This is a genomic window from Paenibacillus amylolyticus, assembly GCF_051136285.1.
Classification (GTDB): domain Bacteria; phylum Bacillota; class Bacilli; order Paenibacillales; family Paenibacillaceae; genus Paenibacillus; species Paenibacillus amylolyticus_F.
In genome coordinates this window covers 4696224-4722460 of record NZ_CP194938.1, presented here as the reverse complement: position 1 = coordinate 4722460, position 26237 = coordinate 4696224, and the positions used below count along the sequence as shown (strand labels likewise).

Genomic DNA, 26237 nt, shown 5'->3' with positions numbered 1-26237 from the left:
TTTACGTTCTAATCTTCCTTCATTATCCATTAATACCTGAAGTTCAGAGCTTTTATTTTGACATAGCTCAATTGTACTTCAACAATTCCCGTAATTATTCGCTCGTCCTAGACTAATCGATAAGTACCTTTCCACGGGATATGAAGTTCACTTATATTACATATTTAGTTTCTATAAATCATTTCCATCACTCGCAGCGCCAGACATTAGATTCCTAAGGTGGACTTTCCCTATCATTAAAAACCACCTGGCTCAGGATGCGTGCCGAACGAATTGCGGCATACACCCAAGCCGGCTAATGGATTAGAAAAGAATATCAATGGCTTCTAGCTCATCTTGCTCCTGTTCGGATTGTCCATTCAAGGAAATATCCTTCAAAAGTATAAAAGGCTGTTCGCAAACCTGATTGATGATCATAAGCAGGTCTTGCGCAAAATTGTCGATCAGATTGCGTGTGAACAATTTGGTGGCATATTCAAACTGCCCGTTCATTCCCCCATCCAGCAACGAAATGATCAAGGTAAGATCAAATTGAGACACGGCATGCGTTTCCGGATATGACTCGATCTGGATCTCCCCGAAACTTTGAACGTTATCTTCCTTCGTTTCCAGAGCAAACATAACATCGAATACAGGATTGCGACTTTGATCTCGCGGCACCTGCAACTTTTTCACAAGCTCCTCGAACGGATAATCCTGGTGGTCGTAAGCTCCCAGCATCGTTTCTTTGACTTCGTTCAAGTAAGTGAGGAACGTCTTCTCCCCGGATGGATAATGGCGAATCGCCAATGTGTTGACAAACATTCCGATGAGCGGCTCCAGGTCAGCGTGCGTGCGACCAGAAACCGGCATGCCTACAATGAAATCATCTTGTCCCGAGTACTTGCTGAGCAGGATGGAATAGGCGGCCGATAATACCATATACAGGGTAGCACCATTCTCATCGGCGATGCGCTGCAAGTTGTCAGTCATCAGCTTGTCAATGCTGAAAGGCAGTACATCTCCCTCAAAGCTGCGAGTGGCTGGTCTGACAAAGTCAGTTGGCAGTTCCAGCGTTGGCAGTTCACCTTCCAGCATATCCAGCCAGTAGGCTTCCTGACGTTTCAGCCGCTCTTGTACAGGTTTGGACTGCTGCCAGGCAGCAAATTCTTTGTATTGAATGCGAAGTGGCTCCAACGTTTCACCGTTATACAGGCGTAACAGCTCTTCAACGATGATGCCCATCGACATACCATCCGTGACGATATGATGAATGTCCAACATGAGCAGATGCCGTTCTGCTTCCCATTCAACTATACCCACACGTAGTAGCGGCGGCCGCTCCAAATCAAAGACACGCACAAAGCTGTCTGCGATGCTCTTGGTTTCACTCTCCGTCGCTTTCGTATACTCGACGGCAAACTCCAAGTCCCGATAAATCCGTTGTACAGGTTCACCGCCTACCATGTCGAAGCCCGTTCGCAAAATTTCGTGACGAGCAATTAGTCCTTTGAGTGCCGCCTCGAATTGTTGCCTTTCCAGTCGCCCGACGAGAACTGTCATGCCAGACATGTTGTAGCTAAGCTCGGCGCCTTCCATCTGTTGCTGGATGTACAACCGTTTCTGTACGGAGGAAAGCGGATAGTAATCCCTCCTATCCAGAACAGGAATGGAGAGGTGTTCCTGACGCTCCAATTGGCTGATTGCTTCGGCCATCGATTCGACGGTTGCATGCCGGAACACATCACGCAGCGGCAGGTTTACGCTTAACTCCTTGTGCACCTTGCTTACCAGCGTCGTTGCTCGCAGAGAATGCCCACCAAGGTCGAAGAAATTGTCCGTTACGCCAACCTTGACCGAACCGAGTACATCCTGCCAAATGGCAACCAGTTTTGCTTCTAACTCGGTGCGCGGTGCCACGTATTCGCGGCCTGCACTTGCTCCCCCTTCCGGCGCAGGTAGCGCCTTCCGATCTATTTTCCCATTCGGCGTCAAAGGCAATCGCTCCAGCTCCACAAAGTATGACGGAATCATGTATCCTGGCAGCTCGTTGGAGATCTCCCGTTTCAGTTCTGCCGCGGTCAAGCCGTCTTCCACTGTGTAATAAGCACACAACGCTTTTTGACCTTCCTGATCTTCCCTGACAACAACGACCGTTTCCTTCACACCACTTACACTCAGCATCATCGCTTCGACCTCGCCCGTTTCGATACGATACCCCCGAATTTTCGCCTGGTTGTCGATCCGACCGATAAAGTCCACGTTGCCGTCTTTCATCCAACGAGCTGAATCTCCCGTTCTGTACAGTCGCTCTCCCTCGGCGAACGGACTATCTACGAATTTCTCTTCCGTGAGGTCCGGACGGTTCAAGTACCCGCGTGCCACACCAACTCCGCCGATAACCAGCTCACCAAGTACACCAACGGGCACCGGATTCAGATGAGCATCCACGATGTAAAACTTTGCATTCAGCCACGCTTTACCAATGGGTACATGACCTGTCTGCGGCAGCTTCGTCAACAGTTCATCGTAGAAACTGGTGTCAATCGCCGCTTCCGTCACGCCGTAGGCGTTGATGATCCGGAACACTGAGCCATAGCGTTCCTGCAAGGTTCGGTAATCGGCTACGCTACAACTGTCCGAGCTTGTAATCAAGAGCTCCATTCCACTCATATCCAGCCCCTGCTCATGCACATATTCCATAAACGGCACGATCAGCGCTGGCGTCGATTCGAAGATGGTCACCTGTTCCCGTTCAATCCAATGGTGCAGACGAGACGGATCAATCCGGTCGTCCTTCGGTACAATCACCATTGTGCCTCCGTTGTACAGCGTACGCGCAATATCGCCCACGAACACATCAAACGAGAAACTGGCGAGCTGCAACAGCCGCACCGGGAACTGTTCTAACCGGTATTCCCGGCGGTATCCCGCTGCCGTGTTCACCAGACTGCGGTGCTCAATCATGACGCCCTTCGGCTTCCCGGTCGTTCCCGATGTATAGATTACATACGCCAGATCCTCTGGACGTGCTTCATGGAAGCTGTCCATGCCAGCAACATCAACAACATCTGGACGACTCTCATCACCATCGTTCGCAGCACTTTTCAGCTTGTCCGAAACTATACCCGAGTCCATCAATGAATTTGCCCGCACATCGCTATACGATTCCTCGTCGTCCAGATAAAGTACCTTCGCCAGCGCCAGTTCTTCTTCAACGAGCCAGGCTTCAGCACGTTCTCGCAGTAGCGTTTGCGTCAGTAGCACCTTCGCTCCGCTGTCTTCGAGCATGAAGCGTACACGGTCTGCCGGATAATCCGGGTCGAGTGGTACATACGCCCCGCCCGCTTTCCAGACAGCCAGTACGGCCACCAACAAGTCCACCGAACGCTCGGCAAGAATGCCAACGATTGACTCCCTGCCGATGCCGCTTGTTCGTAGCGTAGCCGCCAGACGGTTTGCCTGCTCGTTCAGCTCCGCATACGTCAGCCTGTCGTTCTCGTATACAACGGCTGCATCTCCCGGCGTTCGCTCTGCTTGTTCCTCGAACAAACGGTGGAATGTAGCCGCAGGAACTGCCTCCTCTTCAGGGCGCGTAGGGTTAAACGCGCCGAGAATTTCTTTTTCCTCTGCCGTCAGCAAGTTCAATTCGGCAATGGTTGCCGATGGGTTATGGAGAATCGATTCAACCAGTTCCAAATAGTGAGCTGCCAATTTCTCCACGGTTTCGGTTTTATAAAGAGCCGTTGCGTATTCAAACAAGTATTCCAAACCTTCTTCAACCTCTGTGACGTCCAGGCTTAGATCAAATTTCGAAACAATTTCTTCGCTGGCATACGTCGACAAATGGAGTCCAGGAAGCTGAATTTCCACATTCTCTGTATTCTGCAAAGCAAACATCGTATCAAACAGCGGATTGCGGCTTAAATCACGAACCACGTTTACCTTATCCACCAGTTCCTCAAACGGATAATTCTGATGTTCAAAAGCGCCAAGGGTTGTCTCCTTGATTTCCTTCAAGTAGTCAAGGAATGTTTTGCTGGCAGCCGGATAACTACGAATGGCCAGGGTATTAACAAACATCCCGATCAACGGCTGAACATCGTTATGATTTCTTCCCGCAATCGGCGTACCGACAACGACGTCTTCTTGCCCTGTATATTTTTGCAATAATATGGTATAGCCAGCTAGCAGAACCATGTAAAGTGTTGCACCGTTCTCAGCAGCAAGCCGTCTCAGACCCTCGCTTTTCTCGCTGTTCATAAACAATTGCAGTGTACGCCCTTCGTAGCTCTGCATCGCCGGGCGTGGATAATCTGTCGGCAATTCCAAAACAGGCAACTCTCCGCTGAACATATCGAGCCAGTAGGCTTCCTGCTTGGCAAGCAGCATTTTCTGCTCGTCCGATTGTTGCCACACCGCATAATCTTTGTACTGAATACGGAGTGGTTCGAGCGACTCCCCACTGTACAGGAGTACGAACTCCTCAATAAGTACGTCCATCGAAACGCCATCAGATACGATATGATGCGTATCAAACATCAGAATGTGCCGATCCGGTGCCAATTCAGCAAGGCCTACACGCAGAAGGGGTGGCTGAGCCAGATCAAATGCACGAATGAATTGGCGCACTGTTTCTTCCGCTTGCTCCTCGCTGATCCGCACATATTCCACCTGGAAGACAGCTTCTTCATAAATCCGCTGAACGGCTTCGCCATTAACCATCTCAAAGCCGGTACGCAGTGTTTCATGCCGAGCTACAAGCCCGCGGAACGCTTCTTCAAACCGCTGTCGGTCGAGATCTCCCTCAAGCAACATAGCTCCTGGGATGTTGTAGCTCAACTCGCCTCCTTCCAGCTGGTTCAAGATGTAGAGGCGTTTCTGAGCCGAAGAGAGCGGATAATACTCGCTCGGTTCCGCGGCAGAAATAGATGTAAACGAACGGGTCTCCAGTTGCTCCATAGCCATAGCCATTTCCTCAACCGTCGAGTAATTGAACACATCACGAAGAGGGAATTCAATGCCTAGTTCTTTATGCATTTTGCTAACAAGCGTTGTCGCTCGCAGAGAGTGTCCGCCGAGATCGAAGAAGTTGTCCGTTACGCTAACAGCCTTGTCACGAACAAGCACCTCCTGCCAAATAGCAGCCAGTTTTACCTCCAGTTCGGTACGCGGCGCCACGTATTCACGTCCTCCGCCTGCTCCCGCTTCTGGTGCAGGTAATGCCTTACGGTCGATCTTTCCGTTTGGCGTGAGAGGCAGGTACTCCAGCTCCATGAAATATGACGGGATCATGTACCCTGGTAGCTCGCTGGCAATAGCCCGCTTCAAGTCGAGCGCAGTCAAACCTTCTTCTGCTGTATAATATGCGCATAACGCTTTCTGACCTTCTTGATCTTCCCGGACAACAACGACAGCTTCCTTCACAGCACTAACGCTGAGTAGCTTCGCTTCAACTTCACCTGTCTCGATCCGGTATCCCCGAATTTTCACCTGGTTGTCGATCCGGCCAATGAAATCCACGTTGCCATCCTCCATCCACCGCGCCAAGTCTCCCGTGCGATACAGTCGCTCGCTCTCGGTGAACGGGCTGCTTATGAACTTCTCTTCGGTCAGCTCTGCACGATTCAAGTACCCGCGTGCGACCCCAACTCCGCCGATAACCAATTCGCCAAGTACGCCAACGGGCACCGGGTTCATATGGGCATCCACGATATAAAATTTCGCATTTAGCCACGCTTTGCCAATGGGTACATGACCTGTCTGCGGCAACTTCGTCAACGGTTCGTCGTAGAAACTGGTGTCAATCGCCGCTTCCGTCACGCCGTAGGTGTTGATGATCCGGAACAGCGAGCCATAGCGTTCCTGCAAGGTTCGGTAATCGGCTACGCTGCAGCTGTCCGAGCTTGTAATTAACAGCTCCATTCCACTCATATCCAGCCCCTGCTCATGCACGTATTCCATAAACGGCACGATCAGCGCTGGTGTCGATTCGAAGATGGTCACCCGCTCCCGCTCAATCCAGTGGTGCAGACGAGACGGATCAATCCGGTCGTCCTTCGGCACAATCACCATTGTACCTCCGTTGTACAGCGTGCGCGCAATATCGCCCACGAACACGTCGAATGAGAAGCTTGCGAGCTGTAACAACCGCACCGGGAACTCATCCAATCGGTATTCCCGACGGTAACCCGCCGCCGTGTTCACCAGACTGCGGTGCTCGATCATGACACCCTTCGGCTTGCCCGTTGTTCCCGACGTGTAGATTACATATGCCAGATCCTCTGGACGTGCTTCATGGAAACTGTCCATGTCAGCAACATCAACAACATCTGGATGACTCGCATCGCCATCGTTCACAGCACCTTTCAGCTTGTCAGAAACTTTGTCAAAAACGGAGCCTGATACCATACCAGAGCTCATCGGTGCATTCGCCCGCTCCTCGCTGTACGACGCTTCATCATCAAGGTACAGCACCGCTTCCAGTGCCAGTTCCTCTTCACCAAGCCAGGCTTCGGCACGTCCTCGCAGCGGAGTTTGTGTCAACAGTACCTTGGCTCCGCTGTCCTCAAGCATGAATCGCACGCGATCTGCCGGATAATCCGGGTCAAGCGGTACATAGGCCCCTCCTGCTTTCCAAACGGCCAGAACGGCCACTAGCAAATCGACCGAGCGCTCGGCGAGAATGCCAACGATTGTCTCCCGGCCAATGCCACTTGCACGAAGTGTGACCGACAAACGGTTCGCCCGCTCGTCCAGCTCTGTATACGTTAGCCTGTCATTCTCGTACACAACAGCTGCCTCTCCCGGTGTACGCTCCGCCTGTTCCTCAAATAACCGGTGGAACGTCGTTATAGGGGCTGCCTCCCACTGTGCCGGGTTAAACGCGCCAAGAATTTGCTCTTTTTCCGCCGCAGTCAAAAGCTCCAACTGATTCACCCGTATGTTCGGGTTAGCCGCAACCTGCTCCAGTGCCCGGGCAAAATGACTGTGGATCGCCTTGATGTCTTCCTCTCTGTATGTCAGCGCATTATACGTAAACCGCAGCAAAATATGCTCTTCCGGAATGACGGTAATGTCCAGGTCGTAGTTCGTTTGCTCCGGCGACTGGATATTAGCGATTTTCAACGCTTCTTTGTCTCCGCCGACAACCTGTTCAATCTGTTCTTCCATCGGGTAATTTTCAAAGACCATAATGTGGTTGATCAAGTCGCGCTTTTGCTCACTCAGCGACTGAATTTCGAACAATGGGAACGTTTCGTAAGCTCCTGATGCCAGCGCTTGATCCTGGGTTTTCCTCAAGATATCGGCTACAGTCTCCTCGGCTTTGCCTTGAATACGAACCGGGATCGTATTAATAAACAGGCCGATCATGCTTTCGATGCCCGGAATTTCCGCCGGACGACCAGATACGACCGAGCCAAACACGACATCTTCACTGTTGTTGTATATCTGCAAAACCAGTCCCCATATGGTCTGCATGAACGTATTAAGTGTCACCTGCTGCTGGCGTGCTACCCGCTCAATTTGCCCCGTCAGTTCCTTGCTGAGCTCCACATCGATTTCAGCTGCTTCAAAAGCGCCCTGCTTCAGCTGCGTTTTCTCCTGAGGTAGCTTGGTCTGCTGATCGTAACCTGCCAAATAGTCTGACCAGTAACGTGCAGCTTTCGCAGCATCTTGAGCTTCCAGCCATTCGATATACCGAGAGTATGAAGTAACCGGAGGAAGCTCCGCTGTACTATTCTCCTGAAACGCGAAGTAGGTGTCGAACACTTCCTTAATCATGAAAGACATACACCAGCCGTCCATCAAAATGTGATGGTGACTCCAGATCACATGATAGGACTCATCCCCCGTGTGCAAAACGGTAACGCGCATCAGAGAGCCTTGAGCCAAATCGAATTTGTTCGCTTTATCTGCGCTGACAAAATCGGCTATCATTTTCTCCGGGTCTTCGTCGCTTACGAAGCGAATATCTTCGAAGTACACTTCACACTTCCGCTCGCGGAATACCACTTGAATTGGCTCGTCTCTCCAGCCGGTAATAAAGTTGGTTCGTAACGCCTCATTCCGCTGCACTAGCGTATCCAGTCCTTTTGTAAAAGCTTCAACATTGAGGCTTCCGTGCAGATCAAAGGTCACCTGTTCGAAGTAAGCTTCCGAATCCGCATCCAGTAGGCTGTGGAACAACATCCCTTTTTGTAGCGGAGTCAGGGTGTATACATTCTCCAGTTCACCTAGTTTCGCCGTTTGTTCAGCCAACCGATCCAGTTCTTCCACCGTCACATTTTGTAGCAGCACGTCACTAGGCGTAAGCTCCGGCCGTTCTTTGGATACGCAATGACGGATGACTTCAAGCAAGCTCGAATGAAGCAGGGTGCTCAGACGTTCTATCGTATCCCGTTGATACTGAGTTTCCCCATATCGAATCGTGAGTTCCAATATTCCTTCCGATACCATCCCGTTGATATCAAGGACAAAATCCATCACAGCATTTGGGCTTGAATCAGAGCCTGGACTAAACGGAGACAGCTGTGAACCGCTGCTTTCGTAATCTTGGTCGAACTGACCCAAATAGTTAAAACTGATCTCTGGTTCCAAAGCAAAGCGCTCGTTTTCACGCGGTGTCGACATATAACGCAGAATGCCGTAGCCGATTCCTTTGTTCGGGATGCGGCGCAAGTTTTCTTTTACTTGTTTCACCTGATGACCAAGTGCCTGAGCATGACCAGGCTCGAGAACGACAGGGAACTGACTTGTAAACCAGCCAACTGTGCGCGTAATGTCTACATCTGGCAAAAGTTCTTCCCGGCCGTGGCCTTCGAGATTTACCAGCACGCGGTCCAGACCGCTCCAATCTTTTACCGCGAGGCCAAGCGCCGCAAGCAGCAGATCATTCATTTCCGTATGGTAGGCACGGTGTGCCTGCTTCAACAGCTGCTGCGTTTCCTCCGCCGACCAGCGAACGGTCACGAGCCCGCTGTTCTGCAGCTTGGATTTACCTTGTTCAAAATCTTTCGGCAGTGGCTCATAGCTCAATTGCTCGATATGCTGCCAATACTCTCTTTCGCCTTCCATCGCCGAGCCGTTTGCATAATCAGCGAGCTGTTTCGCCCACGTTTGGAAGGAATCTGTTTTGAGCGGCAGACGGATCGGTTGCCCTTGCTGTGCCTGCTCATAGCCAGTTGCAAAATCCTCAAGAAGAATCCGCCAGGATACGCCGTCTACGACCAAGTGGTGAATCGCGATGAGCAAGTGGTCGCCGTCATCACAGCGGAACAAGCCGAGCTTCACAAGCGGGCCGTTTTCCAGATCAATGCTCGCTTGAATGTCATTCGCCTTAGCTTCTACCGCTTCGTTCACGTTATGGACTCCCTTAAAATCGACAACTTCCAGATCGAACAGAACTTCGTTCTCCCCGGCGCCGCGGTTCCAGGCGGTATAACCGTTCTCGGTTTGGCGGTAAACCGTACGAAGAGCATCATGATGCATGACAAGTTGACGCACTGCTTGGCGTAAGGCACCTTCGTCATAGCCATACTGGGAGAACTGCATGAACGCCTGATTGCTGTGATGTACATCGGCCGGATTTTGTTCAAAAAACCAGCGCTGAATCGGAGTTAAGATGACCTCCCCTGTCACTTCGGCCTGACTTGCCGTTCTCTCCGCCGTTTGCAGCTGTAAACTAAGGGCAGAAATCGTTGGATAATGGAACAAATCTTTCATGACCAGCTTGTACCCCGTTTGTAAAAGACGGGACGATACTTGCAAAGCCTTGATTGAATCACCGCCGAGCGCAAAGAAATTGTCCATCGTACCAACCTGATCCACACCCAGCACGGACTGCCAGACCGAAGCAAGGGCTTGCTCAGCAGGAGTACGAGGCGCCGTGTATGCAGCCTCGGCGCGAATGCTTCCTTCCGGTACAGGCAGCGCTTTGCGGTCGATCTTGCCGTTCGGCGTAAGTGGCATTTGATCCAGGCGCATAATACGTGAAGGCACCATATGGGAAGGCAACACGGCGTCCAGATGAGCCACAAGCTCCTCCAGATCAAAGCTGGAATCCGCTACGACATACCCGCACAAATATTTCTGCCCCCGCTCGTCCGTCCGATCAATGACAAGTGTCTGACGCACGTTAGCAACATTTTTCATGGCCGCTTCAATCTCACCAAGCTCGATTCGATAACCGCGAATTTTCACCTGGTTGTCGATCCGGCCGATGAAGTCCACGTTACCATCCGGCATCCAGCGCGCCAGGTCACCTGTCCGGTAGAGCCGCTCTCCAGCGGCGAACGGGCTATCCACAAATTTCTCTGCTGTCAAATCCGGGCGGTTCAAGTAACCACGGGCCACCCCCGCCCCGCCGATCACCAGCTCGCCGAGAACTCCAATAGGCACCGGCTTCAGATTCGCATCCACAATGTAGAACTTGGCGTTCAGCCATGCTTTCCCAATCGGCACACTGCCTGTCTTCGGCAACTGTTCCAGCGGCTCGTCATAGAAGCTCGAATCAATTGCCGCCTCTGTTACGCCATAGCTGTTGATGATACGGAACTGCGAGCCGAAGCGCTCCTGCAAGTTGCGGTAATCCGCTACGCTACAAGCATCAGAGCTTGTAATCAGCAACTCCATCGAACTGAGATCCAGACCCTCGGCGTGCACATGCTCCATGAACGGCACGATCAGCGCCGGGGTTGATTCAAACACCGTCACAGCGTAATCATGAATCCAGCCGTAGAGTCGGGTTGGGTCAATCCGGTCGTCTTTCGGCACAATGACCATGGTTCCACCGTTGTAAAGCGTCCGCGCAATGTCGCCGACGAATACATCGAACGAGAAGCTCGCGAGCTGCAACAACCGGACCGGGAACTGATCCAAGCGGTAGTCCCGACGGTATCCCGCCGCCGTATTCATCAGGCTGCGGTGTTCCACCGCCACGCCCTTCGGACGGCCCGTCGTACCGGAGGTGTAGATAACGTAAGCCAGATCGCCTGGCTTGTTCACATTCGCCGGATCCGATACAAAGTCTGCCGATAATGCGCTTTGCTCGCTTTCTGCCGTAACGGACGTTTCCGCGACAGCCGTCTCCGCTTGTGCCAAAGCCTCTACCTCTGCCACTATTTCAACCTCAGCTTGTAAGCTCACGGCTGTTTCCGATACTCCGAGGCTATACGTCGCCGCATCATCAAGTGCAAGCACTGTTTGCAGCGCTAGAGTTCTATCTTTGCTCCAAGCTTCCGCCTGCTCCAACAGGCAGGCTTGTGTGAGCAACACCGATGCCCCGCTGTCCGCGAGCATGTATTCAATCCGCTCCGCCGGATAGTCTGGATCAAGCGGCACATAAGCGCCGCCCGCTTTCCATACGGCGAGTACCCCGATCAATAACTCCGCCGAACGACCGGCCAGAATGCCGACCACCTGCTCCGGCTTCACGCCTTGCGCCCGTAGTACATATGCCAGACGATTCGCTTTGGCGTTTAGCTCCGCATACGTCAGCTTGTTGTCTTCGTAGACAACCGCCAACGCTCCCGGAGTGCGTTTTACCTGTTCCTCGAACAGCTCGTGGAACGTTCTCTCCCTCCACGACTCATGAGCTTCCAGACCCGTCCCCTCTTCCGCGGATTGCTTCGCAAAAGCCGCAGACGATACGTCAAAACCGACCAGCAGATCATGTTTTTCGTTGTCCATCAGAATATCTAAATCCGAAATCCGCGAACTCGGCTGAGCCAGGATCGACGCCAAAAGCTGCTCGTAATGACCCGCTAGCCTTACCATCGTTTCCTGTCTAAACAACGAAGTAGCATACTCAACCTTACAAATCAATTCGTTACCGGCTTCCACAATATCCAAACTAAGATCAAACTTTGCTGTTTTTTCCTCAATGTCATACAGCGACCATTGCAGACCTTCAAGGATTAAATCCAGGCTTTCGTGCTTTTGTAATGAAAACATCGTATCAAACAGCGGATTCCGGCTTAAGTCCCGGCTTACCTGAAGAGCTTCCACCAGTTCTTCGAACGGATAATCCTGGTGCTCGTAGGCTCCAAGCGTCGTTTCCTTTACTTTCTGTAAATAATCCATAAACGTTTGCTCCGCAGCTGGTTCCAAGCGAAGAGCCAGCGTATTGACAAACATACCGATAATCGGCTGTAGATCAGCGTGAGAACGAGCAGCAATCGGTGTGCCGACCACGATATCTTCCTGTCCCGCATATTTATGAAGCAATACGGAATATGCAGCGAGCAGAAGCATATACAGCGTCGCCCCCGAATCACCAGCAAGCCGTTTAAGAGCTTCACTTTTCTCCGCATCTAGCGTAAACGTGAGCGTTTGACCGTCAAACTGCTGAACGGCCGGGCGGGAGAAGTCGAGAGGCAGTTCAAGAACCGGAAGTTCTGAGTTGAACACCCCGCGCCAGTATTCCTCCTGTTGTTTAATGTGCTGACGTTGCTCCTCGGATTGCTGCCAAACAGCATAATCCTTATATTGGATCCGCAGCTCTGGTAATTCTTCTCCATTGTATAGCCGCACGAATTCACGCAGCAGCACGTCCATAGAGAGGCCATCGGAAGCAATATGATGAATATCCAGCGCAAGCAAGAATTTTTCTGGCTCCAGTTCGATCAGCAGGGCACGCAGCAAGGGGGGGTGAGTCAAGTCAAACGGCTGAATGAAACCTTCAAGAATAGCCGCAACCTGATCTTCACTTGCTTGAACCTTCTCTATCTTGAAAGCTGTGAGCGGAAAAATACGCTGAACCGGCTCCCCGTCTACGATCTCAAAACCGGTACGCAGCATGTCGTGGCGGGCCACCAAAGTATTCAGTGCCTTTTCCACTTTGGCCTCGTTCAAAGTGCCTTCCAATTGCAAGGCGCTTGGGAGGTTGTAATTCAACTCCAAGCTATCCAGCTGGTGCAGGACGTACAACCTTTTTTGAGCGGAGGAAACCGGATAGTACATTTTCTCTTCCGCTTTCGGAATCGAGATATGTTGCGATTCTTCCAAACTGGAAATAGCCTCCGCCATCGACTCTACCGTCATGTAGCGGAACACATCACGCAGCGGAAGTTCGACGTTCATTTCCTTCCGAATTTTGCTGACAAGGCTCGTCGCACGCAACGAGTGGCCTCCAAGCTCAAAGAAATTGTTCAGAACACCAATACCAGAGTAGCCCAGCACATCCTCCCAGATTTTCACAAGCAGAGCCTCTGTCCGGTTACGCGGCGCTACAAATTCAACGCCCGTTTCCATGCCGTCTTGCGGCTCTGGTAGCACTTTGCGATCCACCTTACCGTTCGACGTCAGCGGCATACGCTCCATCTGCACGAAGTATGACGGGATCATATATCCTGGCATTTCCTGAGCTAGCGAGGTTCTCATCTCGCTGACTGTCAGCATGCGGTTCGCAACATAGTAAGCAACAAGCGCCTTTTCGCCCCCACCGTCCTCACGAGCAAGCACTACTGCTTCTTCCACGCCTTCGACATTCAGAAGCTGTGTCTCGATTTCGTCCAGCTCGATCCGATACCCGCGGATTTTCACCTGATGGTCAATCCGACCCAAGTATTCGATGTTGCCGTCTGGCAACCAAGCAGCCAAGTCACCCGAGCGGTACAGTTTCTCCCCCTCCGCAAACGGGGAATCAACAAACTTCTCCGCCGTCAGATCCGGTCGGTTCAGATACCCTCGCGCCAGACCTTCTCCAGCCACATACATCTCGCCCGCAACGCCGATTGGCACAGGACGTCGATTTCCATCCAGAACATACACGCTCAGTGTTGGGATCGGCTTACCGATATTGCTCTTTGCTGCCTCCATCTCGACCCACGTAATCTCCTTATACGTTACGTGAACCGTTGTCTCGGTAATGCCGTACATGTTAATTAGCTTCGTTTCCGGGTACTTGGTCTTAAAACCCTTGAGCAACAACGGACTGAGTGCTTCCCCCCCGAAGATGACGTTGCGAATCCGCAAATCATATGGATGATCCGATAATGCCTCACGCAGCAGCTGGTAAAAGTACGTTGGTGTCTGATTCAAAATCGTGACCTGTTCGCGGCCTAACAGCGCCAGAAAATCAGCTGGATTTTTCGCCGTGAGTGGAGGTACGATGACCAGCTTTCCTCCGTACAACAATGCTCCATACATTTCCCAGACGGAGAAATCAAAACAGAATGAGTGGAACAACGTCCATGTATCAGATGCCCCGAAGTCGAACAGATTCTTGTCGTTGAACAGGAGACGTACAACGTTTTTATGCTCGATCAACGTCCCTTTCGGTCTGCCGGTCGTTCCCGACGTGTAGATGACATAGGCCAAGTTGTTTGGCCCGGAAATCGGCTCCAGGTTGGAAGCGTGCAGAGCATCTGCGGAGTCCGCTCCGTTGTCATCCCAAACGAAACCGTCTAATTCAAGGCGCGTTCCTGCAAAGTCGGTCTTTTCGTGCAAATGCTGTTGAATCAGCAATAACGGTGCGCCCGAATCCTCGATCATGAAACGAATGCGCTCCTCCGGGTAGTCGGGATCGACAGGCACGTAGGCTCCGCCCGCTTTGAGGATCGACAGAATGCCGACGACCATATCAAGCGAACGTTCAGCCAAAATCGCTACCAGTTGATCCGCGTGGACTCCTGCCTCACGCAGCTTCCGCGCAAGCCGGTTGGATCTCTCGTTCAGCTCGCGGTAGGTCAGCTCTCGCTCATTCATGACGGCGGCTACGTTATTTGGGTATAGCTCTGCCTTTTCTTCGAACAAGCTGTGAATCGTCTGCTGACGTGGGTAGTCTGCCTGCGAATTATTGAAACCACGCACCAGCTCGTGGATTTCCTCCTCCTTGAGCATTTCAAGAGAGGCAATATTTCCGCCCGGTGCCGCTGCAATAGTTTCAAGCAACTTGTCGTAATGTCTGGCGAATCGTTCAGCCGTCTCCTGTTTATACAAAGCTGTAGCATACTCCAACCGGCACTCAAGCTGACCGTCCAGCTCCGAAATATCCAAGAGCAGCTCGAATTTGGACGTTCGGTTTTCCAGTGGATAAAACGATTGCTCCAGCCCCTCGATAACAATTTGCTCGTTCTCTGTATTTTGCAGGGAGAAGAACGTATCAAAGATTGGATTCCGGCCGGTCGCACGCGGAATATGAAGACTTTCCACCAAATCTTCAAAAAGATAATTTTGGTGTTCGAAAGCCCCCAGCGTGATGTCTTTAACTTCTTCAAGGTACGAAAGGTACGACTTGGAACGCTCCGGACGACTGCGAATAGCCAGCGTATTGATAAACATGCCCACGATCGGCTGCACTTCTTCCTGCGTTCTTCCGGCAATGGGTGTTCCCACGATTAGATCTTCCTGACCAGAATATTTATGCATCAGGATGGAGTAAGCCGATAGCAGAACCATATACAGGGTCGTGCCTGTCCGTGCAGCCAGTTCTTTCAGCTTCTCCGTCCGCTCTTTTCCGATATTAAACTTCACGGTGCGGCCGTCAAAACTTTGCACCGCAGGCCGCGGGAAGTCCGTCGGCAGCTCCAAGATCGGGAGCTCGCCCGACAACTGTTGCAACCAATACTCCTTCTGCCGCTGGAGCAACCGTTCATAGGCTTCAGAATGCTGCCAAACAGCATAATCTTTGTATTGAATGTGCAGTGGAGCCAGCTTCTCGCCCCGATACAGGCGGCTGAACTCGTCGAAGAGCAACGCCGTCGAAATGCCGTCCGAGACGATATGGTGCATATCGAACAGCAGAATGTGACGATCCTCGGTGACTGCGATCAGGCCGATGCGGAGAAGAGGTGGCTTGGTCAGATCAAACGGGCGATAATAGGCTTCTACTACTTGATCCAATTCCTGCTCGCTCGCCTGCAAAAAATCTACAGAAAACTCCACCTCATCATAGATGCGTTGCACAAGCTCACCCTGAACCTGTTCGATCCCGGTACGCAGCGTCTCATGGCGCTGAATCAGAGCCCGGAACGCTTGCTGAACGCGCGTATGATCCAACACACCTTCGAGAAGAAGCGCCGCCGACATATTGTAACTGCGCTCAGCTCCGTTAAGCTGACGCAATACATACAGACGCTTTTGCTCAGATGAAACTGGATAGTACTCGGCCTCAGCCGCCTTCGTAATCTCATACGCCTCCTGCTGCCTTAACCCGCTGATTCTCTGAGCAAGTTGCTCTATCGTCGTATAACGGAAAATCTCCCGCAGTGGAACCTCGACTTGCAGCTCTCTCCGAATCTTGGACACCAGCGAGGAGGCTCGCAAGGAATGACCACCCAGCTCAAAGAAATCGTCATGGACTCCAACTCGTGTAATACCTAGCACCTGCTGCCAAATAAGTGCAAGTCTTGTTTCCAGCGTGGTACGTGGAGCCACATGCTCATGGCCTACTTCCACCGTTCCGGTCGGTTCAGGGAGCGCTTTACGGTCAATTTTTCCATTCGGCGTGAGCGGAAGCTTATCCAGAGACATCAGCCGTGCCGGGATCATATGAGCCGGCAAATCTTGCTTCAATTGGAGCAGCAGATCGCTTGGCTGCAAGGAAGCGTCACTTGCCACGTAACCGCATAAATACTTTTGCCCCTGCTCATCCATACGGTCGGTCACTACAGCTTGCTTGACGCCTGGGAAACGCAGCAGAGCTGTTTCAATTTCGCCAAGTTCAATTCGGAACCCGCGAATCTTCACCTGGTAGTCGATCCGGCCAATGAAGTCGACATTACCGTCTTCCAGCCAGCGAGCCAAATCGCCTGTCCGGTACAGACGTTCACCCGGTACAAAAGGGCTGTCCACAAACTTCTCGGCAGTTAAATCCGGACGGTTCCAGTACCCGCGCGCAACCCCTGCACCTCCGATGACAAGTTCACCTGGAACGCCTACAGGCACTGGCTTTAACGCGGCATCAACAATGTAAAATCGGGCGTTCAGCCAAGCTTTGCCGATCGGCACATGACCCGATGACGGCAGTTTATCCAGCGGCTCATCGTAAAAGCTGCTGTCAATGGCCGCTTCGGTAACACCATAGCTGTTAATGATGCGGAATTGTCCGCCGAATCTTTCCTGCAGTATACGGTAATCGGTAACACTGCAAGCGTCCGAGCTGGTAATCAACAACTCCATAGAGCTAACATCCAGCCCTTCATCATAAATATGTTGCATGAACGGCAGGATGAGCGCAGGCGTTGATTCAAATACCGTAATGTTTTGATCCCGAATCCAGCCATGTAAACGACTGGGATCAATTCGGTCATCCTTCGGCACAATCACCATCGTGCCTCCGTTATACAGCGTACGTGCCATGTCTCCGACGAATACATCAAATGAGAAACTGGCCAGCTGCAGCAGACGCACCGGGAACTGATCCAACCGATACTCGCGGCGGTACGCTTCCGCCGTATTTACGAGACTACCGTGCTCGATCATGACACCTTTCGGGCGTCCTGTCGTTCCCGAGGTATAGATCACATAAGCCAGGTCTTGCGGCGCACTGTCAGTAGATTCAAATTTCACGCTTAGAGCCTGTCCGTTATAAATTTCTTCATCGTCCAGTGCATGGACAGCTTGAAGCTTCAGACGCTCATCGGCTAACCAACCCTCAGCACGCTCCAACAGATGACGCTGCGTAAGCAGCACCGAAGCATTACTATCACCGAGCATGAATTCAATCCGCTCCGCTGGATAATCAGGATCCAGCGGTACGTAGGCTCCACCAGCTTTCCAAACAGCAAGCACTCCGACCAGCAACTCCACCGAACGTTCCGCCCAAATACCTGTAATCGTTTCCCTTCCTACGCCCTGTTCGCGAAGAAGAACAGCCAGCCGATCGGCGCGTTCATTCAATTCGCTATAGGTCAGCTCTTCGTTCATGTAAACAACTGCCGGATGATCCGGAGTTTCCCGGGCAAACCTTTCCACATACCGATGAAATGCTTCACCTTCGTTCAGTTCTGCCACCGAAGGGTTAAACACGTGGAAAATACGGTGTCTCTCCTCATCACTCAGCAGAGAAATTTCCCGCACCGCGAGTTCCGGAGTCTGAACAAACTGATCCAGAACGGTTACATACTGTTCGATAATCCGATCAATCTCGGTCGTCTCAAACAGGCCAGTACGATAGGAAGCATGGAGAATGACATGGCCTTCATTCAACATATGGTCGAAGCGCAGCAACAAATCGTCCATTTCGTGCCTAGCGAAGTGAGCTTCCAGACGTACTTTGATTTCTTCGTATTCCTCAATTTTCAAAGGGAGATATTCCAGAGACGTACGGAACAGTTCCGAAAGATCGTTTCTACCGTGTTGTTCGCGTAGATCCTGAATTAACTGATTATAAGGATATTTTTGATACCGAAGATCTGCTGTATTTTCCTTGGCAACGTTGTGAATTAAGGAAAGCACGTGCTCGTCTGGATTTAGATGAATGCGTGTAGCTACGGTGCTGACGAACATGCCTATGGTTTCTTTTTCCTTCTTGCTGGTCCGGTTGGCAAAAACCGTGCCGACTGGAACATCGGTGCTATCGGTCAGTTTGTACAATAAGGCGTACATCGCGGACAAAAATAATGTATATAAGCTGACCTGATGTTGTTCACTGAAGGCCAGAATGCGTTCATACCGGGAACCGTCCAAAGTGATGGCGATTGTATTGGATTCGCTGCCGATGGAGAATGGCGGAACCGATTTAATACCGGTCGTTTCAGGCAAAGTGTTGTACTTCGTCAGCCAGTATTCCTTACCTTTTTGATAACGCGCCGAATGCTCATAATCACGCTCCGCAGAGATATAATCCAGATAGGAAGGGGCCTGGCCACTTCCCGTAATGCCTTTATTTTCGCCTTTGTCTTTGTCTTTACGCAGTTCCAGATATTTTTCCATTACTGCATGCAGCAAAGCATTAACAGACAAACCGTCAGCGATGATATGATTTATCGTCAAATTAAGCCATACCTGGCCGTTCGCAAAAAGGATCATCGTAAATTGGTGAAGGTGTTCATCAAACACACTGACCGGCTTTTCGCTTAATTCATTCACCCATGCATAAAATTGTTCGGTTGTGCCTATTTCGAGTCGGCTTATTCTTGCTTGCACATTCTCCGGCTCTTCAAACCACTGCGTTGGATTTTGCAAATCCCCACTAAGGCGGATTCGAAAAGCATCATAGGTTTTGACGATCTCTGTTGCTGCTTGCTCCAGAAGCTGTGTGTCGATCTCACCCGTAATTTGGTAGGTAGCAGAAAGCATCGTGATGGACGTACCCGGATTCATAATCTCCATGAACCATATTCGGCGCTGGGCTTGCGTTAATCCATATTGCTTGTTGGCATTCTCTCTCACATCGACACACTCCCGTTTTAGAGATTGTTTGTAGATAAGCTAACCGTAAAGCCGAGCATAATAACCCCCGAGCGCCAGCAGATCCTGATGGCGACCTCGTTCGACGACCGTTCCTTGATTCATTACACTAATTGAATCTGCATGTTCCACCGTGCTGAGACGGTGAGCAATCAAAATCGTGGTGCGCCCCTTCATCAAAACGTTCAGGGCCTGTTGTACCCAATGCTGGGATTCGTTATCCAGTGCGGAAGTTGCTTCATCCAGCAACAGAATTGGTGCATTTTTGAGAATCGCCCGGGCGATTGCAATCCGCTGCCTTTGTCCGCCCGACAACGAGGCCCCCCTCTCTCCCACCGGCGTTTTATATTGTTCAGGAAGTTCCTGAATAAAATGATGAGCATATGCTGCTTTGGCTGCTTCGACCACTTCTTCTTCTGATGCGTCCGGATTGCCGTAGCGGATATTTTCTTCAATCGTGCCGGTAAACAAAAATGGTTCCTGTGGAACGTATGCAATCTGCCTGCGAATTTCGTCCAGCGTGTAATGACCAAATGGTTTGCCTTGAAGCAGAATTTCACCGCTGTCCACAGGATAAAAGCCGAGTAACAGCTTGATCAGCGTACTTTTGCCGCTGCCGCTGGCCCCCACGATCGCAGTAACCTGACCGGGAAACACTTGCATGGACATGTTTACAAGCACCTTTTTATCCGCCTGATAGGAAAATTCCACATCGCGAAACTCCACTGCAGCCTCAGACACTAGGTCGCTGTGAGGAGATCCCAGACGCTCCGGTTCCTCTTCCTCTCTTAGTACCTCTTGAATCCGGTGAGCACCAGCGAGCGAATTTTGGGTCATCGACAGAACCGTCCCCAAGTTCAACAAGGCATGCGTCAGATTCACTTGCAGAACCGCCAGGGCAGCGACGCTTCCCATTCCCATCATCCCGTAGGCATATAGGAGACTGCCGATGACAATAATGCCGCAGAACGTAACATAGCTGATAAAGTGGTTCACCGCTGCCTGCATGCCGTTCTTCTGAGCCGTTCTCCGAAGCGTCTGTGCCATTTGTTCGTTCAACGTCTCGTACTGACTGTAGATCGTGCGGATGCGGAACAGCTTCACCATTTGAATGCCGCCCATAAAATCTTTGAATTTTTCGGTCATTTTACCGAGCGTTTGCAAACCTTGTTCAGACAAGATACGAATATCCCGCGCAAATTTCAGGCTGACCGCGGAGGATAACAGCAGTATGACGAAGGATACGCCAGCAAACCGCCAATCGATCAACACCATTGAGGCAATCGAGCCAATGCAAAAGACAACTTGAAGCAGCAACACAAAATAAAGCTGCGAGAATGTAAACTCAACGGTCGTTACGTCGTTGTTCACTCGCGACAGCAAATCCCCATGGTGCGTCTGTTCCAAAAATCTCGGACGAACCCGGCATAACTTGTCATACAGACGTTGCCGGATATTCAGCACTGTCAATTCGACACTACGCTGGTACAAATAAATGAACCAGGGAGAAATTATATTTTCCAGGAACAACACCGCGCCTAAAATAATAAAAGCATTCACCATCAGAGACGTATCTCGGGATACGGCAAAATCAACCAAGTTATGTACGACCAGACTGAAGGCGATCAGGAACAACGTCTGGGTAAGCGCCGTTACAGCAAGGCCTGTGGCGTACTGCGTTTTTTGCTTGCGATTCATAAAAGTTAATAAGTAGCCAAGTTCTTTCACTTGCGAGAGTCGTCCGCTCTTTTTCATATGTACGTCACCTCCCTGCGTTCGGCAGACTCGGTAAATTCCTGGTAGTACGACTGGGCATACAATCCCTTCATCTCCAGTAATTGTTCATGAGTACCCTTTTCCACAAGTTTTCCTTGTTCCATGACCCAAATCTCGTCTGCACTTTGTACCGTAGACAGCCGGTGGGCAATAACCATCGTCGTTCTTTGCTTCATCAATACACCCAGTGCTTCCTGAACCGCACTTTCCGACTCCGGATCAAGAGCCGATGTTGGCTCGTCCAGCAGCAGAATGGGAGCATTCTTCAGAAAGGCCCTAGCCATGGCGATCCGCTGGCGCTGACCGCCAGATAAGAAACCTCCACGCTCTCCAACATACGTCTGATAACCGTCGGGAAGCTGCATAATGAAAGAATGTGCCTGGGCGACTTTAGCGGCTTCAATGATCTCGTCCATCGACGCTTCTTCCCGCCCATAGCCGATATTTTCGGCGATCGTGCCGCTAAACAAATAGGAATCCTGAGTAACTACGGAAAAATGTGACCGAAGCTGCTCCGGATCGACTCCCTCGATCAGGCTGCCAAAAACGCGAATCTCACCTTGATTCTCCGGAAGCGGATAAAAACCGCATACCAGTTTAAATACCGTGCTCTTTCCTCCACCGCTCGCTCCAACAAGCGCAATCGTCTTTCCTTCCGGCACGGAGAAGCTAACATTCCGCAGGATCGGGGAGTTTTCCTCGTATCCAAAGGTTACGTTCTGAAAATCGATAGGTGTTGCACTTGTTCTCGGAAGGGAACGGCCATTTTCCGTTTCGGTCGGTTGCTCTACGATATCGGAGACCCTTCTCAGGGCACCGGTCATTTCAAACGTGCGCGTGATGAGCTCGGGAATATGCTCCAGCGGCTCCAGACACAGATTCAGCAAGTACAGGAAGGCAACCAGCTCTCCCGCACCAAGCTGCCCTTGATAGATCAAATAGCTTCCGTAACTGACAGCGAAAATGATAGGACTGATCATCAGCGTGGAGAGCAAGGGGTTGACCCAGGCTTCACGCTTTTTCACGGCCAGCTTTTTTTGAGCCGTCAATTGCAGCAACACTTGGTAAGAGCGGGATAACATGCCGGATAACAGGTAGCTTTTTACAATGGGCATTCCCCCAAGCGTATCCTGGAGGTTGACGTTCATTCGGCCCATGTTGGTCTGAGCTTCCTCCGTCAATCGTTCCAGCTGCTTGCCGATCCATTGGGAAACGAACAGCGCTAAAGGAAATAACAACAGGCTGTACAGCATTAGCTCCCATTGGAGGTAGATCAAATAGGAGAAACAGCCGATGAACAATAGCGGATGATAGAACCACTGGGCAAGATCCCGAATCATAAACTGCTGGATGAGCTGCAGGTCATTGTTCATCCGCGACAACACGTCACCAGAGTGCTGCTTTTCCAAATAGGAAACCCGGAGTTTGCCGATATGATGCATGACATGGTTGCGGATATCCTGCACCGCAGAGGCGCTGCTCCGCTCCACCCCAAAGCTCATAAAAAACTTCGCTGGCACACCGATCAAGATGACCACAAAGACGGTGTACACGATTTGCAGAACGACTGGCCCCGCTCCTTTCTCGGCTTGGGTGGTCAGCCGCTCAATCAAACTTCCCGTCCATATTTCAATAACGGCGGCGGCAATCGCGGACAAAATTCCGATGATCATCCAGCCTTTGTGACGGTTTACATAGGACATCAGCCAGCGGAACGCCTTCCAGGTAGCGTAAGCGGTTTGGCGCTTGGAAGACGTCACTGTGCCTTGTTCCAGAACAGAGGGCTGCCGGTCAGCTTCCATGTAATACCCCGGCCTCTGCTTCGATCTGCCGCTTGACTTGCTCCAAAATGTCCCGGATGACACCGGCTGTTTCATCTACACGCGCCAGTTCAAGTAATTCCTCATGCGCACCTTCCAGCCGGTAATCGGCGTAAGCTTGCTTCGTTGCCCCCTGCCAGGACGGCAACTGGTGCTCCAGACGGAAAGCTTCGCTGTCCTTCGCAATCAGTTCGTAAATCCGGGCAGTGATCGTGCCGGAATTAATCAGCTGTGCTTCGTATGTTAAGGTTGCCTTGACCTTCCGATGAACCCGCTCCCGTACAAGTGGGTTGCTCATTAATTCCTTCTCTTCTTCGTCGAAATCGGCAAGCATTTCTTCGAACTCTTTCTCCGAAGTTTCAGCAGGTGTCAGCGTGTTCTTAATCCACGAGTCCACCATGAGCACATCCGTTACGGAATACCCTCGTTTCTCCATCGTTTTGGCTACCTCGAACGTCAGGTTGCCTCCAAAACAGTAACCTAGTAACACGTAAGACCCTTCCGGCTGGATACGGACAATCTCGTCCACATAATGGTTCAGCATGGCATCGTAATCGGTAGTATCGTCGATAAAATCAATGCCGTGGAGCACAAACCGGCCGTCCAACCTGCTTGCAAGTTCTCGGTACCCGATACCAAAGCCGCTGCCTGGAGGGAAGCAGAATACGTTCAAATCTCCTGTCTTATTCAGCTTAATGAAGGAATCTCCCCCTTGACCGAGCCCCTGATCTCCTTCTCCAAAAGCCATGGCTTCAACGGTTACATGATGGAATTGGCGGTTTAGCGGTACCTCAATGCCCGTTTCATCGTAGACAGCTTGAATAAGCCTCATCAGACTTAACGAATTGCCACCGAGCTCAAAAAAGTTATCCTTTACGCCAACCTGTGGAATGCCAAGCGTATCCTGCCAGACGCGGGCGATCTTCATTTCAAGTAGCGTTCTCGGCGCGACATATTCTACTCCTAAGGCCACGGCTTCCTCTGGTGCGGGCAGTGCTTTGCGGTCGATTTTGCCGTTCGAGGTCAGCGGCATCTGCGAAAGCTGTACGAGATGTGACGGAATCATATAGCCCGGAAGCTGCTCTCCGAGTTGCTCCTTGAGTTCCTGCGCCGCCAGCCTCGTTTCTGCAACGTAATAAGCGACAAGCTGCTTATCGCCGTTCGCGTCGTCGCGGGCGAGCACCGCCGCTTCTTGCACGGTGGCGATCTTCAGCAGTTGCTCCTCAATCTCGCCGATTTCGATCCGGTATCCGCGGATTTTCACCTGATGGTCGATCCGCCCCCGGTATTCGATGTTGCCGTCAGACAGCCAGCGGGCGAGATCTCCCGTGCGGTAAAGGCGTTCTCCCGGCGCAAACGGATGCTCCACAAACTTTTCTGCCGTTAGCTCCGGATGGTTCAGGTAACCTCTCGCAAGCCCCACACCTGCCACGCATAGCTCGCCGTCCACTCCCGGAGGCACAAGCTGAAGGTGAGCATCCAAAATAAAAATCCGGTGATTGGCAAGCGGGCGCCCGATCGGAATAACTCTGCGCTCCGGCTGCTGCTCCTCCGCATCCCAAAGCGTCGTAACAATCGAAGCTTCGGTTGGGCCGTATGCATTAAAATAATGGACCTTCTCCTTCCACCGCTGCACGAATTCAGCCGATACCGCCGAACCTCCCGTTACAAGCTTCGTTAAACTGGGAAGGCGGTCCGGGTTCAAATATGCGCTGTATGTCGGAGGCAAAATCGCCGCCGTAATCGCATGCTCGTTCATATAGCTCTCGAACAGGCGGTTGTCGAGAATCGTCTCGGCCGTCGGGATGTACAAAGCCGCACCAAAATAGAGCGCTTTGAACATTTCCCAACAGGACGCGTCGAATGACAGGCTGGCGAATTGAACGATCCGGTCCTGCTCCGTAATGCCCAGCCTATCTGCGAACATCAGCTTCAAGCTAACCAAACCGTGATGCTCCAGCATAACCCCTTTTGGGTTGCCCGTCGTACCTGATGTATAGATGACATAAGCCAGATCATTCGGACCGCTGGCCGGCTCCAGATTCGAAGCATCCAGCACACCAATGGAATCCGCCATGCTATCTCCCCAAACATAATCGTCTAATTCAAGACGTGTTCCTGCAAAGTCGGTCTTCTCGTGCAGATGCTTTTGAATTAGCAATAACGGTGCGCCTGAATCCTCGATCATAAAGCGGATGCGCTCCTCCGGGTAGTCGGGATCGACAGGCACGAAGGCTCCGCCAGCTTTAAGAATTGCCAGAATGCCGACGACCATATCAAGCGAGCGTTCGACCAGAATCGCTACCAGCTGGTCTGCTTCAACTCCTTTCTCCCGCAGCTTCCGCGCAAGCCGGTTGGACCGCTCATTCAGCTCGCGGTAGGTCAGTTGCCGCTCATTCATAACGGCGGCTACGTTACTCGGATAAAACTCTGCCTGTTCTTCGAACAAACCATAAATCGTTTTTTCTCGATCAAATCCGGTTTCGGTATCATTAAATCGATTCAGCAGCATCTCCCACTCATCCGGGGACAGCATATCGGCTTCTCCAAGCTCTAGATCCGGCTGAAATAAAAGCACGGACAGCAACCGAACAAGATGGTCGGCCGCCTGTTCCATAAATGCCCGCTCGTACCGCTGCCCGTCAAAGCTTGTTTCCAGCTCGATGGAGTGGTTGTGGCGGTCGAAGCGAAAAACGGTATCGGACTCCACACGGTTATCCAGCGGTTCCTGATGAATCGGGGCGAAGGATACGATGGTGTTGACGACTGGTAAGCCATTCCCCGTATAGTCGAGATGGAGCGGCTCTACCATTTTTCGAAAAGGCAAGTGCTGATGCTCCAGCGCCTCGCTGATAGTGGCTTTGATGCCTCCAAGCAACGTTTTCAACGTAGTTTGGTGGTTTACAGACGTCTTAATCACCAAAAAGTCATGTGGGGGCGGCGTCTCGCCTTTGTCTGCGCTATAAGAAGGCATACCGACCAGCACTTGGTCCCGCCCGGTATACTTGAACAACAGGCTTTTGACGCCTGCCAGAACTATCATGTACAAAGCCAAATCCGAACCATTGGCGAGGCGAATCATTTTCTCCGAAAGTTCGCTCGGCAGAGTGCGGTGAAGCAAGCACGGTTTGGACGCTGCTTCCCCACCCTTGAATAATTTGGAGGATTGACTGTATGGAAGAAAGCTCAGGCTATCTTCTGCGTCAAACTTGCCGCTCCAGTACCGTTCTTCCTTTTCAAATAAAGATTTCATTCGTACCTCCCCTAAAAATGAAGTGACCGCATACCCCGGCGCAGGTCTGAAAA

General features: G+C 51.5%; 4 protein-coding genes. All 4 read right to left on the bottom strand.

The window, feature by feature from the left end; genetic code table 11:
• Nucleotides 1–303 precede the first annotated feature (303 nt).
• Genes ACR8BL_RS20620 through ACR8BL_RS20605 form a run of 4 tightly spaced genes read right to left on the bottom strand, consistent with a single transcriptional unit; the run spans nucleotide 304 to nucleotide 26184 of the window.
• A complete protein-coding gene (locus tag ACR8BL_RS20620; protein WP_434749294.1) occupies nucleotides 304–19317 on the bottom strand; it encodes a non-ribosomal peptide synthase/polyketide synthase in 19014 nt (6337 codons plus the stop codon).
• Between the two features lie 39 nt (nucleotides 19318–19356).
• Nucleotides 19357–21090: an ABC transporter ATP-binding protein gene (locus ACR8BL_RS20615; RefSeq protein WP_434749293.1), complete on the bottom strand. Its 1734-nt coding sequence runs from the start codon at nucleotides 21088–21090 to the stop codon at nucleotides 19357–19359.
• Complete coding sequence (locus ACR8BL_RS20610; RefSeq protein WP_434749292.1) at nucleotides 21087–22913, bottom strand: ABC transporter ATP-binding protein; 1827 nt, start codon at nucleotides 22911–22913, stop codon at nucleotides 21087–21089. Before ACR8BL_RS20610 ends, ACR8BL_RS20615 begins: the two co-directional genes overlap by 4 nt.
• Nucleotides 22903–26184, bottom strand: a complete 3282-nt coding sequence (locus tag ACR8BL_RS20605; protein WP_434749291.1) for a non-ribosomal peptide synthetase — start codon at nucleotides 26182–26184, stop codon at nucleotides 22903–22905. Before ACR8BL_RS20605 ends, ACR8BL_RS20610 begins: the two co-directional genes overlap by 11 nt.
• Nucleotides 26185–26237: the final 53 nt, after the last annotated feature.

What these genes read in the sequence shown, in the direction of transcription:
- ACR8BL_RS20605 (WP_434749291.1), bottom strand. Translation starts at nt 26,184, where the DNA reads ATGAAATCTTTATTTGAAAAGGAAGAACGGTACTGGAGCGGCAAGTTT.
- ACR8BL_RS20615 (WP_434749293.1), bottom strand. Translation starts at nt 21,090, where the DNA reads ATGAAAAAGAGCGGACGACTCTCGCAAGTGAAAGAACTTGGCTACTTA.
- ACR8BL_RS20610 (WP_434749292.1), bottom strand. Translation starts at nt 22,913, where the DNA reads ATGGAAGCTGACCGGCAGCCCTCTGTTCTGGAACAAGGCACAGTGACG.